The 13,890-nt window shown below is 32.7% G+C and carries 11 protein-coding genes; 8 read left to right on the forward strand and 3 right to left on the reverse strand.

The annotated features are described in order from the left end of the window. Positions 1–67 precede the first annotated feature (67 nt). The 7 genes from FHG05_RS07690 (at position 68) to FHG05_RS07720 (ending at position 10,814) form a co-directional block, all read left to right on the forward strand. Positions 68–2,554, forward strand: a complete 2,487-nt coding sequence (locus tag FHG05_RS07690) for a DUF5686 and carboxypeptidase-like regulatory domain-containing protein (protein ID WP_140997504.1) — start codon at positions 68–70, stop codon at positions 2,552–2,554. 107 nt (positions 2,555–2,661) lie between these two features. After that, positions 2,662–3,267, forward strand: a complete 606-nt coding sequence (locus FHG05_RS07695) for a DNA-3-methyladenine glycosylase family protein (RefSeq protein ID WP_140997435.1) — start codon at positions 2,662–2,664, stop codon at positions 3,265–3,267. Between the two features lie 108 nt (positions 3,268–3,375). Then, positions 3,376–3,906, forward strand: coding sequence for an inorganic diphosphatase (locus FHG05_RS07700; RefSeq protein WP_140997505.1), 531 nt, complete (start codon positions 3,376–3,378; stop codon positions 3,904–3,906). A 111-nt stretch (positions 3,907–4,017) separates the two neighbouring features. Further along, complete coding sequence (locus FHG05_RS07705) at positions 4,018–6,558, forward strand: sodium-translocating pyrophosphatase (RefSeq protein ID WP_140997436.1); 2,541 nt, start codon at positions 4,018–4,020, stop codon at positions 6,556–6,558. A 121-nt stretch (positions 6,559–6,679) separates the two neighbouring features. Then, positions 6,680–7,672, forward strand: a complete 993-nt coding sequence (locus tag FHG05_RS07710) for an isoaspartyl peptidase/L-asparaginase family protein (protein WP_140997437.1) — start codon at positions 6,680–6,682, stop codon at positions 7,670–7,672. 12 nt (positions 7,673–7,684) lie between these two features. Continuing rightward, positions 7,685–8,356, forward strand: a complete 672-nt coding sequence (locus FHG05_RS07715; RefSeq protein WP_140997438.1) for a copper homeostasis protein CutC — start codon at positions 7,685–7,687, stop codon at positions 8,354–8,356. Beyond that, positions 8,349–10,814, forward strand: coding sequence for a beta-mannosidase (locus FHG05_RS07720; protein ID WP_140997439.1), 2,466 nt, complete (start codon positions 8,349–8,351; stop codon positions 10,812–10,814). The genes FHG05_RS07715 and FHG05_RS07720 overlap by 8 nt, the downstream gene beginning before the upstream one ends. Here FHG05_RS07720 and FHG05_RS07725 read toward each other — a convergent pair. The 3 genes from FHG05_RS07725 to FHG05_RS07735 are packed head-to-tail and all read right to left on the reverse strand — an operon-like array spanning position 10,811 to position 12,857. Next, complete coding sequence (locus FHG05_RS07725) at positions 10,811–11,401, reverse strand: carboxymuconolactone decarboxylase family protein (protein ID WP_140997440.1); 591 nt, start codon at positions 11,399–11,401, stop codon at positions 10,811–10,813. The two genes, FHG05_RS07720 and FHG05_RS07725, sit on opposite strands and share 4 nt — an antisense overlap. 56 nt (positions 11,402–11,457) lie before the next feature. Further along, positions 11,458–12,072 carry a deoxynucleoside kinase gene (locus FHG05_RS07730; RefSeq protein WP_140997441.1) on the reverse strand — a complete coding sequence of 205 codons (615 nt, stop codon included), beginning with the start codon at positions 12,070–12,072 and terminating at the stop codon, positions 11,458–11,460. Then, positions 12,072–12,857 carry a hypothetical protein gene (locus FHG05_RS07735; protein WP_140997442.1) on the reverse strand — a complete coding sequence of 262 codons (786 nt, stop codon included), beginning with the start codon at positions 12,855–12,857 and terminating at the stop codon, positions 12,072–12,074. The genes FHG05_RS07730 and FHG05_RS07735 overlap by 1 nt, the downstream gene beginning before the upstream one ends. Before the next feature lie 126 nt (positions 12,858–12,983). Here FHG05_RS07735 and FHG05_RS07740 point away from each other — a divergent pair, with 126 nt between their 5' ends. Beyond that, positions 12,984–13,889 carry a GLPGLI family protein gene (locus tag FHG05_RS07740; RefSeq protein WP_140997443.1) on the forward strand — a complete coding sequence of 302 codons (906 nt, stop codon included), beginning with the start codon at positions 12,984–12,986 and terminating at the stop codon, positions 13,887–13,889. Position 13,890: the final 1 nt, after the last annotated feature.

A 13,890-nucleotide genomic window follows, 5' to 3' on the forward strand; every position in this document is an offset into this window, starting at 1 on the left:
AAACTTATTATATTTGAAACTTCATCAAGTAATTGATGGAGTTTTTTCTTTTTTTGAATTTAAAGATATGCGCTTACAAAAGATATTTTTTCTGTTTCTTTTATTTTCTGTTTTTGGTGTAGCCCAAACCAAAGTTGGAGGTAAAGTAGTAGATGAGTTTGGTGAACCCATTCCATTTGCAAATGTTATTTTTAAAAATTCAAAAGAAGGAGTTATTACAGATGAAAACGGTAGTTTTTATTTTGAATCCAAACAAAATTATAGCACCTTACAAATTTCTTTTATCGGTTTTGAGAAAAAAGAAATTCCTTTAAAACCAGGGTTGAATACTGGACTTACAATTGTTTTAAAAGAAGGAACGCAATTGAAGGAAATTGTGGTGTATTCAGGTAAAACTTCTAAAAAAGACAATCCTGCTTTAGATATTTTGAGGAAAATTTGGGAACGAAGACGAAAGAATGGTCTCAAAATGTTCAATCAATATGAATATGATAAATATGAAAAAGTAGAATTCGATTTAAACACCATTGATTCTGCTTTTATGGCAAGTAAGATGTTCAAAGGGATGGAGTTTGTATTTGAACAAATAGATACCTCTAATATTTCTGGGAAAACATTTTTGCCTATTTTTATCAATGAAACGTTGAGCAAAGTATACGGCGATAATGATTCCAAAAAATACAAAGAAATTATTGAAGCGAATAAAAATTCAGGTTTTAGTTCTGGTGATGGAGTGAATACCTTTATTAAAGATTTGTATGCCGACTACGATATTTATGATAATTATTTAAAATTCTTCGATAAAGATTTTGTAAGTCCTTTATCTCGTACAGGAATCAATGTGTATAATTATGTTCTAAATGATAGTATGTTTATCGATAATAAATGGTGTTATAATATTGTTTATTATCCAAGACGAAAAAACGAACTTACCTTTAAAGGTGATTTTTGGGTGAACGATACCACATTTGCTATCAAAAAGATAAATCTAGAAGCAAGTAAAAGTGCCAATATTAACTGGGTAAAAGAAATTTATATTGAGCAAGAGTACGATGTATTAAACGATTCTGTTTTCCTATTGAAAAGAGATTACATGATGTCTGATTTTAGTTTTTCTAAAAAAGAAGAATCTAAAGGAGTCTACGGCAAAAGAACAACTCTTGCTAAAAATCATCAATTTGATATCAAAAAAGACGATAAATTCTATAAAGAAGAAGTTAATTATTACAATAATGAAGTCTTCAATCGCCCTAAAGAATATTGGGAAGCCAATCGCTTCGAAGAACTGAATAAAAACGAAGCGGGAATCTATACCATGTTAGATACTTTAAAAGAAGTGCCTCGATTTAAAAGAATTTACAATTTAGCTTCTATCTTAGGAAGTGGTTATATTGAAATTCCAAAATGGAAAATGGATTACGGACCTATTTTCTCTACTTTTGGATACAATGATGTAGAAGGAGTGCGAACTCGTGTAGGTGGTAGAACCTATTTTGGAAGTAATGATTTATGGAGAATTCAAGGTTATTTGGCTTACGGTTTCAAAGATGATAAAGTAAAATACGGTATCTCTGGAAAATGGATGGTCGATAAAAAAACAAGAATTATCTTATCTGCTGGAAATAGAAGAGATGTAGAACAAATAGGAGTCAGTTTAACCACTTCAAATGATGTGTTGGGAAGAAGTTTCGCTTCCTCTTCCTTATTTTCTAGCGGAACGAATAATAAATTAACTTCAGTAAATTTAACCACTTTAGGTTTTGAAATTGAACCAGCTAAAAACTTAACTTTCCAAGCTAATTTTTCCTATAGAACATTGGAATCTGCCTCTAACGAATTTAGCTTGAATTATTATACAGATGCCTCTAGAACTACTACAGAAAGCATGGTCAAACAGTCGGAAATTAATCTGGTAGCCGAGTTTACTCCAAAAAGAAGAACAGTAGGTTATGGTGTGGAACGTTTACTAGTAGATAATAATTTTCCAAGGGTTTTTATTAGCTATAGTCAGGGTTTAAAAGGGGTTATGAATAGCGATTTTGATTATCAAAAAGTGCAATTATATTACCGTCAGCCTGTTTTAATTGGTGGTTTTGGAAGATTGTTTACTACGATAGAGTTAGGAAAAACCTATGGTCAGATCCCATTGGGTTTAATGGGGGTCATCCCTGGAAACCAATCCTATTTTATTATCGATAACACGTATAATCTGTTGAATTATTACGATTTTGTGGCCGATGAATATGCTTCTTTACATTTTGAACATCATTTTAATGGTAGATTGTTTTCAAGAGTGCCTTTGTTAAGAAAATTAAATTGGAGGGAAATTGTTGGTATCAAAGGGGTTTATGGTACTGTTTCAGAACAAAACCGACTCATTAATGCATCGGGTTTACTATATAGAGCTCCAGAAGATGTGTATTGGGAATACAACGCTGGAATTGGGAATATCTTTAAAGTGTTGCGAATCGATTTTGCTTGGAGGGGAAGTTATTTAACGATTCCTGATGCGAATAAATTCACCGTAAAAGCTTCTTTCGGATTCTATTTTTAAGCATTTTTTAGGTGTTCCCTTTCAGGTCGCGTCTTTCACTCTATCTTTTTTGTTTGTAGCAAACAAAAAAGGATGCCGTTGCAACCGCTAACACAAACAAAAATAGCATGAAAAAAGACATTCCTTTTTTACTCCAAAAAGACGCTGTTTTTCAGGAAATCCTAAATTTGTATGGAGAGCCTTATATTGGTGCGAGACCAGAAGGTTTTGTGTCGCTTTGTAAGTTAATTATTGAGCAACAGGTATCCTTAGCTTCTGCTAAAGCATGTTTTGTAAAATTGGAATCTTTCTTAGGAACAGTAACACCAACAACCATTCTTAAGGCTTCGGAAATTGATTTGAGAAATAATGGTTTGTCCAAACAAAAAGCCAATTATCTCAAAGCATTGGCAACTGCCGTTGTGGAAAAAACCTTGGATTTAGAAACCCTTTCCCAAAAAGAAGAAGCACAAATTAAAAAGGAATTAACAGCCGTAAAAGGAATTGGGAACTGGACCGCTGAAGTGTATATGATGTTCTGTCTTCAAAAGGAAAATGTATTTCCTATAGGAGATATCGCTTTGCAAAATACGCTTAAAGAATTGTATCCAGTAACAACTAAAGAAGAAATGCTATCCTTAGCCAAAAAATGGGAACCGCAAGCTTCTTTAGCGACTTATTTTTTCTGGCATTATTACTTAAAAAAGCGCAATAGAGCACCTTTGGTTTATTAAATTGTTAAATAACAATTATTTTACCTTTAGTTACAAAATAAATTGGGAATTCATTCTTTAAAAAAATCTAGAATGATTACATTTGCACCCGCTTTAAAAATAAAAAAAATGACAGCAGATAAAGTTACAACATTTGATGTATTGATAGAAATTCCAAGAGGAAGTAGAAACAAATACGAATATGATTTCGATTTAAAAAGAATGCGTTTTGATAGAATGTTATTTTCTTCTATGATGTATCCTGCAGATTACGGATTTATTCCAGAAACGTTAGCTTTAGATGGAGACCCGTTAGACGTTTTAGTTTTAGTAAACGAACCTACTTTTCCAGGTTGTGTCATGGAAGTAAAACCTATTGGAGTATTCCATATGGCTGATGATAAAGGTCCAGATGAAAAAGTAATTTGTGTACCCGTTTCTGATCCAATTTGGAATAAATTAAATGATTTAAGTGATGTAAATCCGCACTTAATTAAAGAAATCGAACATTTTTTCCAAGTTTACAAAGACTTAGAAAATAAAAAAGTAGATGTAGAAGGTTGGGGAGACGTAAATGAAGCAAAAGAGATTTTAGTAAAATGTACCAACCGTTTCAACGAATTAGAAAATAAACCAGAAGGATTATTTAGTATTAAATAAATTGTGATAATCCATGTAAAAAAGGCAATATTCATTAGGAATATTGCCTTTTTTGTTTATTTTTGTTAAAAACCTTAAAATAAGTTTAACTAAAACAACCAAAAAAACTGTATGAATTCAATAATGATTTACGTGCCTGTAATCATGGCATTATTAGGTTTAGCTTTTATGTTTTATAAAAGAGCCTGGGTTTTAAAACAAGATGCTGGCGATGGTAAAATGAAAGAAATCTCCGACTACATATATGAGGGAGCTTTGGCTTTCTTAAAAGCAGAATATAAATTGTTAACTTTTTTTGTTATTGGAGCCAGTATTGCTCTAGCGGCAATTTCATTTATAGTGCCAACAACACATATACTTATTGTAGTAGCTTTCATCTTTGGAGCTATTTTTTCTGCATTAGCAGGAAATATGGGGATGAAGATTGCTACCAAAACGAATGTTAGAACCACTCAAGCTGCAAGAACCAGTTTACCTCAAGCGTTAAAAGTGTCTTTTGGCGGTGGAACTGTTATGGGTCTTGGTGTTGCAGGATTAGCCGTTTTAGGTTTAACGGTGTTTTTTATTATTTTATTTCAAGTTTTTATGAATGGAGTTTGGGAATCAACCATGTTTGATGGGGTTCAAAAATCTCCAACTGAATTGATGACTATCGTTTTAGAAACCTTAGCAGGCTTTTCTCTTGGAGCAGAATCCATTGCTCTTTTTGCACGTGTAGGTGGCGGAATCTACACTAAAGCGGCTGATGTAGGTGCGGATTTAGTAGGTAAAGTTGAAGCAGGAATTCCAGAAGACGATCCTCGTAATCCTGCTACAATTGCTGATAATGTGGGTGATAATGTAGGTGACGTAGCAGGTATGGGAGCGGATTTGTTTGGTTCTTATGTAGCAACGGTACTAGCAGCTATGGTATTAGGTAATTATGTTATCAAAGATATGGGGGGTGCCATCCAAGATGCTTTTGGAGGGATTGGACCTATTTTATTACCAATGGCAATTGCTGGTTTTGGAATTTTATTCTCTATCATTGGAACTATGTTAGTAAAAATTGCTTCTGATGATGCTAAAGAAAAACAAGTTCAAGGAGCTTTAAATATTGGTAACTGGGTTTCTATTGGATTAACATTAGTTTCTTGTTATTTCTTAGTACAATATATGTTGCCAGAAACCATGAAATTAAATTTTTATGGGGAAGGCTTAAAAGAAATTTCATCTATGCGTGTTTTCTACGCTACAATTGTTGGTTTGTTTGTAGGTGGAGCTATTTCATCAGTTACTGAATATTATACAGGATTGGGTACGAAACCCGTCTTAGCGATAGTTCAAAAATCTTCAACGGGGGCAGGAACCAACGTAATTGCAGGTTTGGCAACCGGTATGATTTCTACTTTCCCAACAGTATTATTATTTGGTGGCGCTATTTGGGCATCTTATGCTTTAGCAGGTTTTTATGGTGTTGCTTTAGCAGCTTCTGCAATGATGGCAACAACTGCTATGCAGTTAGCTATTGATGCATTCGGACCTATTGCTGATAATGCAGGTGGAATTGCTGAGATGAGTGAGTTGCCAAAAGAAGTGCGTACTAGAACTGATATTTTAGATTCAGTAGGTAATACTACTGCTGCAACTGGAAAAGGTTTTGCAATTGCTTCTGCAGCATTAACTTCATTGGCTTTATTTGCTGCTTATGTTACTTTTACAGGGATAGATGGAATTAATATCTTCAAAGCTCCTGTATTAGCCATGTTATTTGTAGGCGGAATGATTCCTGTAGTTTTCTCAGCTTTAGCGATGAATTCTGTGGGTAAAGCTGCTATGGATATGGTTTACGAAGTACGTCGTCAATTCAAAGAAATTCCAGGTATCATGGAAGGAACTGGAAAACCAGAATATGGTAAGTGTGTGGAAATCTCTACAAAAGCGGCTTTACGCGAAATGATGTTGCCAGGTATTTTAACTATTGGTTTCCCTATTGCAATTGTACTATTAGGAATGTTAGTATATCAAGACAATAATCAATTAGTAGCAGAAATGTTAGGGGGTTATATGGCTGGAGTTACCGTTTCAGGCGTGCTTTGGGCTGTTTTTCAAAATAACGCTGGTGGTGCTTGGGATAATGCAAAAAAATCTTTTGAAGCAGGTGTTGAAATTAATGGAGAAATGACTTATAAAGGTTCAGATGCTCATAAAGCAGCAGTAACTGGTGATACAGTGGGAGATCCTTTCAAAGATACATCAGGACCTTCGATGAATATTTTAATAAAATTAACGTGTTTGATAGGTTTGGTTATTGCTCCAATTTTAGGTGGGCATTCTGCTACATCTGAAATGGCTATGGGAGCGTGTTGTCATAAACATGGTGCAATGGTGGAATGTGCTTCGATGAGTGAGGCTGAATGCATCGAAAAAGGTTGTGTGAACCCAAATTGTAAAATGTTACTAGGTGAAGTAGTTCATAGTTTAAATCATGACGATCATGCACATTCAGAAATTCGTAAAGAAGTGCAAATTGAAAAAACAGTTGCTGATAATGGTACTGTTAAAGCAGTTGTAAAAATTATAGAAATGCATGATGGAGAAGAAAAAGTTACTGAAAAAACTTTTGAAGGTACTGATGCAGAAGTAACAGAGCAAATTAAAATGTTGAAATAAAAAATTAAAATAAATCAAATGAAAATCTCTTTTAATCTATTTTAAAAGAGATTTTTTGTTTCTAGTATTTGTTTCAATACATTTATAACAGATAATATATTATTAATTGATTTAAATTAATATGAAAAACAGAAGAGATTTTTTAAAAACAACAGCAGCAGCTTCTGTTGGTTTAGCGTTCCAGTCGTTTAAAACGATTGAAGAAAATAGTAATAAAATAAATAGTATAATAAATAAACCTATTGTATTGTCCACTTGGAATTTCGGAATTCAAGCGAATGAAGAGGCTTGGAAAATTCTAAGTAACAAGGGGAGAGCTTTAGATGCAGTTGAAGCTGGAGTTAAAATCCCTGAAGGAGATCCGAATGAAAGAAGTGTTGGTTTTGGTGGCAGACCCGATCGAGACGGAAAAGTAACCTTAGACTCATGTATTATGGACGAATTTTCAAATATTGGTTCTGTAGCTGCATTGGAACATATTAAGCATCCTGTATCAGTTGCTAGAGCGGTTATGGAGAAAACACCTCATGTCATGTTAGTAGGAGATGGCGCTTTGCAATTTGCCCTTTCTCAAGGGTTTCAGAAAGAAAATTTATTAGTTGAAGCTTCTGAAAAAGAATGGAAAGAATGGTTAAAAAAGAGCGATTATAAACCTGTCGTTAATATTGAAAACCATGATACAATTGGTATGATTGCTCTAGATAGTCATGGCAATCTTTCAGGGGCTTGTACTACTAGCGGAATGGCTTTTAAAATGCACGGAAGAGTAGGTGATTCACCTATTATTGGTGCAGGGTTATTTGTAGACAATGAAATTGGAGCAGCGACAGCTACAGGACACGGAGAAGAAGTTATTCGAATTGTAGGCTGTCATTTAGTAGTCGAATTAATGAGACAAGGAAAAACACCTCAAAAAGCATGTGAAGAGGCAGTATCACGAATTGTTAAACTAACAAAAAACAGAAATAAAAGCCTAAAAGACATTCAAGTAGGGTTTATTGCACTTAATAAAAAAGGAGAATACGGTGCTTACTGTATACAAAATGGTTTTAATTATGCTGTACAGGATACTTCTGGTAATAAATTAGTTGATTCAGCTTACTTTTTGAAATAATTAATCTGTAAAATGCCACAATTAGAAATTGCTTGTTTTAATTTAAAATCAGCTGAAATCGCTTTTAAAAATGGAGCTGATCGCATAGAATTATGTGTTGAAATGGATACAGGAGGAATTACACCTTCACTAGAAATGATTCAAAAAGCAAAAGTAAAAATCAACATTCCAATATATGTAATGATTCGTCCAAGAGGGGGTAATTTTGTATATAGTGAAACAGAATTTCAATGGATGCAATCGAAAATAAAAACATTGAAAGAAATTGGAGTTGATGGATTTGTGTTTGGAATTTTAGAGGCTCAAAATAAAGTAAATAAGATTCAAAATAAAGCACTAGTTTCTTTGGCAAAACCTTTACCATGTACTTTTCATAGAGCTTTTGATGAGGTTCCAAATCCTTTCGAAGCATTAGAAGAACTGATTGCATGTGGTTTTCAAACTATTCTAACTTCTGGAAATGCTTCAAATGTTAACGAAGGTGTTACTCAATTAACTTTATTGGTACAAAAGGCAACTAACAGAATAACGATTATGCCAGGTGGTGGTTTACGATCTTCAAATGTAAAAGAAATTTATGCCCAAACAAAAGCCAAGTTTTACCATTCTTCTGCAATTACTGATAAAACCGAAATTGCCAATCCTATTGAAATTCAACGCTTACAATCTATTTTAAATGAATAAGTTTTTTGCTCTTTTTTTATTCCCTATTTTATTAATCGGACAAAATTTCGAACGCTCACTATGCAATGAAAACTGGAAATTTAAACAAGTTGATAAAACGAATTGGTTGAACGCAACAGTTCCAGGAACAGTGCATACCGATTTGTTAGTCAATCAGGTAATAGCAGATCCGTTCTTGGAAACCAACGAAAAAGAAGTGCAATGGATTGAAAAAAAAGATTGGGAATATAAAACGTCTTTCACCCTCTCGAAATCTGAATTCCATTTTAAAAATATCGATTTACAGTTTGATGGTCTTGATACCTATGCTTCCGTTTTTTTAAATGACCAACTAATTTTGGAAGCCAATAATATGTTTCGAATTTGGAAAATTCCCGTTAGGAAATATTTATTGGAAGGAGAAAATACACTCAAAGTGGTTTTCAAATCAGCAGTAATGGAAGAGCAAAACATTGCTAAGAAACAATCTGTTCAATTGCCTACAGATGAAAGAGTGTATTCTAGAAAAGCACCCTATCAATATGGTTGGGATTGGGGACCAAGATTGGTTACAGCAGGCATTTGGAAAGATGTAAAATTGCATTTTTGGAACCAAGTTATTTTGGTAAACTGTAATTACAAACAAGTTCAATTGGATTCAAAAAAAGCTGATTTAGAGTTTAGCGTTGCTGTGTTTTCTGAAAAAAAACAAGTAATTACAGTAAAAGTTAATGACTCAATTAAAAAGGTTGAATTGCAAAAGGGTTTACAAACGATTCCTATAAAATATAAAATAAATAATCCTGAATTGTGGTGGTGTAATGGTTTAGGTGAACCTAATTTATATGCTTTCAAAATAAGTTTGTTTGCTGATTTGGAAGAAATAGAATCTCAGGAAATGAATATTGGTTTACGTACCATTGAATTAATTCAAGAACAAGATGCAATCGGTAGAAGTTTTTATTTTAAGTTGAATGGAAAATCTGTTTTTATGAAAGGGGCCAATTATATTCCAGAAGATAGTTTTTTGCCAAGAGTTACCGATAGTGTTTCTCAAAAACGAATTGAAGACGCAGTGGCAGCAAATATGAATATGTTGCGTGTGTGGGGAGGCGGTGTTTATGCAAGTGATACTTTTTATAATGCTTGTGATAAAAATGGAATTCTAGTGTGGCAAGATTTTATGTTTGCATGTGCCATGTATCCTGGAGGAAAAGATTTTTTAGAAAACATAAAACAAGAGGTAATCGATAATGTAACTCGAATTCGAAATCATCCCTCTCTAGCTATTTGGTGTGGCAATAATGAAATAGATGAAGCGTGGCACAATTGGGGTTGGCAAAAGCAATTGAAGTACTCTAAAGCAGATTCTACTCAAATATGGAAGGATTACCAGAAAGTATTTCATGAATTAATTCCAAACACTTTGGATAGTTTGTATCCAGAAAAAAAAGCTATTTATTGGCCATCTTCTCCTTCCATTGGTTGGGGAAGAAAGGAAAGTTTGCTACAAGGAGATGCTCATTATTGGGGTGTTTGGTGGGGAAAAGAGCCTTTTGAAATGTATGAGAGAAAAGTAGGTCGTTTTATGAGCGAATATGGATTTCAAGGAATGCCAAATATGACTACTTTTAATTATTTTACCAAAGGTAAGTCGTTAGAATTTGATTCCGAAAGTATAAAAAGCCACCAAAAGCATCCCACGGGTTATGAAACCATAAAAGAATACATGCAACGCGACTATATAATTCCAAAAACCTTTGATGATTATGGTTATGTTTCTCAATTGTTGCAAGCAAAAGGGGTGAAAACGGCAATAGAAGCGCATAGAAGAGCAAAACCAAATTGTATGGGAACCCTCTATTGGCAACTCAATGATTGTTGGCCAGTTACATCATGGAGTTCTGTTGATTATTTTGGAAATTGGAAAGCCTTACATTATCAGGTAAAACAAAGTTTTGAAAACCTGCTTCTTTCAGTTGAAGAAACTAAAGAAAAATATCAAGTGTATTTGGTAAATGATAATTGGCAAGATGTTTCAGGTAATTTAATTGTGAAAGCCTTAGATTTTAAGGGAAATATTCTTTATGAAAAATCTATACCTACTGTCTCAAATGCGAATGCCAGTCAAATCGTATATTCCTTTGCAAAAAAAGATATTCCTAAGAAATACCGAAAAAAATCGGTTGTACAACTTCTGTTTGTTACTAAGCAGAAAAAAATAAATACTATTTTTTATTGGGTTAAACCCAAAGACTTACAGTTGCAAAAACCAACTATAAAGATTACAAAAGTAGATGCGTTAACTTATGAGATTACTTCTGATGTGGTTGCGAAAGATGTGTATTTGTCATCAGATGAAAACGCACATTTTAGTAACAATTATTTTGATGTTTTGCCTAATGAAGTCTACACAATAACAGTTAATCAACTGGTAAAAGCAATTTCAGTTAAAAGCTTATTTGATACTCTAAATTAGATGTGTTTGCCAACTTCCCAACCTGTTTTTTCCAAATATTGGTTGCCACTTTCAATGGCTCCTTCTTCTAAAGTAGTTCCCATAGAATCATTCCAACGATTTAAATAGCCAAAAAGTGATATAACACCTAGCATTTCTACTATTTCACCTTCGTTCCAATGCTTGTATAATTCAGTTTTAATAGTTTCATCAACAGTATTTGGAACTAAAGAAGCTGCTAAAGAAAAGTCTAAAGCCGCTCTTTCAGCGTCTGAAAAAGCAGGATGTGTTTTGTATTCCCAAATGTTATCCAATTGCTCTTGTTCTGCACCGTAGCGTTCTGCTGCTCTTATGGCATGCGCTTGACAATAACGACAGCCAGTTGCATTGCTACTTACCCAAGCAATCATTCTTTTTAAAGCAGAAGTTACGCGACCTTGGTTTTCCATTACAGCCATATTTAAATTGATAAATGCTTTGGAAATTGCAGGTCTGTGTTGCATGGTTAAAACCGAATTAGGACAAAAACCTAAAGTTTCATTAAAGAAAGTGGCTAATTCTTTTGTGGCAGTATCATGATCAGGGTGTAAAGGAGTAACTAATGGCATCTTTGTTTGTGTTATGTTGTGATACGAAAATCCCCTCTTTTGGAGGGGTTTCTAAATTAAAATAAACCGTTTAATTCGGCATCTATTTTGTTAATAATACTTCCTAAATCTTCAGGATTGTCAACAAAATTTATATTGTCTACATCGATAATGACTAATTTTCCTTTGTCATAAGTTTCAATCCATGCTTCATAGCGTTCATTTAAGCGACTTAAATATTCGATAGAAATTGTGTTTTCATAATCTCTACCTCTTTTGTGAATTTGGCTTACTAAATTTGGGATTGAACTTCTTAAATAAATCAATAAATCAGGAGAACCTACTAAACCTTCCATTAAATCAAATAAAGATTTGTAATTGTTGTAATCTCTATTTGTCATTAAACCCATAGTGTGAAGGTTAGGTGCAAAAATATGCGCATCTTCATAAATTGTTCTATCTTGAATGGTAGTTTTACCTGATTCTCTAATTTGTAATACTTGTCTAAAACGACTGTTCAAAAAGTAAATTTGTAAATTAAAACTCCAACGTTCCATTTGATGGTAAAAATCATCTAAATACGGATTATCAACAACATCTTCAAAATGTGCTTCCCATTTAAAATGTTTCGCTAATAATTTCGTTAAAGTGGTTTTTCCGGCTCCAATATTTCCAGCAACTGCTATATGCATTACGGTAAAAGTATTTTATAATTAATAACTTTGTTTGGGGTAAAAATAGATAAAATTCCATTTTTATAATAGAATTTATCAAATGAATTTTTAGAAATATTTATTTCATACTCTTTGTTCTTTTTGATGTCCAAAAAATAGAGCTTCTCTTCTCTTTTGAAAATACAATTTTCATTAGAAAGGATTTGTATACTATCATAATTTGGAAGTTTGCCTAAATAATTTATTTTACCAAAAATAGAGATGCGATACCCATTATTTTCATCATCTATCCAATAAAAATAATTATAATCGGTAGCATAATCTACTATTTTATGAGTTAAAGGTATAGATAAATATTTGTAAGCATTCGTATTGAAATTGTACAAACCAATCTTTTGATTTAGATAATCATAAAACCAAAGTTGATTTTGAATGGCAAGTCCAATACAATCGAAATTAATAATTTCATCTAAAGTGTTTCCTTCTATTTTATGTGTTTCGTTTAATTGACTATCAACCAACATAATAGTATTGAAGTCTTTATAGAATAAAACAATTTGTAAAGGATTGTATAAGTCAACATGAGTTAAATTTCCTAATGAAATAGTATTGTAGCTAATTGTTTTGTCTGTTCCTTTTTTGTAGAAAACATTATTGGTTACATAATAAAGGTTTTGATTGTTCTTTTCAAAAAACACTTTATTATCCTTAGGAATAGAATCCAACGGAACGGTTGTAATTTTTTCTTGTCCAAATGCTACAATAAAAAAAACAAAAAATAAAAATGTGTAATTCAATTTCATCTAAGGAAAATTAAACCTTTTTTAAAAAATAGAATCTAAAGATAGTATTTTAACTTTATATTTACTGAAATACTGTAACAAAAACCATATTTGAGAGTCTATATTATAGCTATAAAAACTAAAAACATGAAAAAAATACTTTTATTTTTAGCTTTATTCGTTTCCCTAAACTTTTTTGCACAAGAGTTTCAAGGTACTGCAGTGTATGAGTCTAAGACAAGCACAGCTGAGCTTATGAAAAACTTTGGTGGAAATCGAGAAATTACCCCAGAAATGCAAAAAAATATTGAAGAACGAATGAAAAAAATGTTTGAGAAAACATTTATTTTAAATTTTAACAAATCGGCGTCTATTTATAAGGAAGAAGAAAAATTAGATGCACCTGGAACCAATAATAATGGACGTATGATGATGTCGATGATGGGTGGCGGTGGAACACAATATAAAAATGTAAAGGAGAAGATGTATGCGGTTGATAAAGAGTTTTTTAGTAAAGAATTTTTAATTAAAGATAGTTTACCAAAGTACCAATGGCAAATGGTGTCTGAAACTAAAAAAATTGGAGAGTATACTTGTTTTAAAGCTACTGCAGTAGTGGCAACAGATCCAACAGATTTTAGAAATTTTAGAATGAGAGGTCCGCGTAACGAGGAAAATAAAGAAAAAGAGCAAAAACAGAAAGATTCTGTTAATGGGACTAAAAAAACAAATTTCATGAACGACGATATCGAACAGATAAAGGAAAAAACGATTACGGCTTGGTATTGTCCTGAAATTCCAATCAATCAAGGACCTGATAAATATTGGGGTTTGCCTGGATTAATTTTAGAGGTTAATGATGGTACAACAGTATTACTATGTTCGAAAATTGTATTAAATTCTAAAGAAAAAGTAGAAATTAAAGCGCCTACAAAAGGTAAAGAAGTTACTCAAAAGGAATATGATGAAATCGTGAAGAAAAAAATGGAAGAAATGAGAGAGATGTATGGTGGTCAAAGAGGTGGTGGAACAGGCGGAAGAAGAGGTTTCTAAT

It is taken from the genome of Flavobacterium profundi (genome assembly GCF_006491645.1).
Taxonomy (GTDB): domain Bacteria; phylum Bacteroidota; class Bacteroidia; order Flavobacteriales; family Flavobacteriaceae; genus Flavobacterium; species Flavobacterium profundi.

Bases quoted from the DNA above. Each gene is read 5' to 3' on its own strand.
- FHG05_RS07690 (WP_140997504.1), top strand. From the start codon at position 68: ATGCGCTTACAAAAGATATTTTTTCTGTTTCTTTTATTTTCTGTTTTT.
- FHG05_RS07695 (WP_140997435.1), top strand. From the start codon at position 2,662: ATGAAAAAAGACATTCCTTTTTTACTCCAAAAAGACGCTGTTTTTCAG.
- FHG05_RS07700 (WP_140997505.1), top strand. From the start codon at position 3,376: ATGACAGCAGATAAAGTTACAACATTTGATGTATTGATAGAAATTCCA.
- FHG05_RS07705 (WP_140997436.1), top strand. From the start codon at position 4,018: ATGAATTCAATAATGATTTACGTGCCTGTAATCATGGCATTATTAGGT.
- FHG05_RS07710 (WP_140997437.1), top strand. From the start codon at position 6,680: ATGAAAAACAGAAGAGATTTTTTAAAAACAACAGCAGCAGCTTCTGTT.
- FHG05_RS07715 (WP_140997438.1), top strand. From the start codon at position 7,685: ATGCCACAATTAGAAATTGCTTGTTTTAATTTAAAATCAGCTGAAATC.
- FHG05_RS07720 (WP_140997439.1), top strand. From the start codon at position 8,349: ATGAATAAGTTTTTTGCTCTTTTTTTATTCCCTATTTTATTAATCGGA.
- FHG05_RS07725 (WP_140997440.1), bottom strand. From the start codon at position 11,401: ATGCCATTAGTTACTCCTTTACACCCTGATCATGATACTGCCACAAAA.
- FHG05_RS07730 (WP_140997441.1), bottom strand. From the start codon at position 12,072: ATGCATATAGCAGTTGCTGGAAATATTGGAGCCGGAAAAACCACTTTA.
- FHG05_RS07735 (WP_140997442.1), bottom strand. From the start codon at position 12,857: ATGAAATTGAATTACACATTTTTATTTTTTGTTTTTTTTATTGTAGCA.
- FHG05_RS07740 (WP_140997443.1), top strand. From the start codon at position 12,984: ATGAAAAAAATACTTTTATTTTTAGCTTTATTCGTTTCCCTAAACTTT.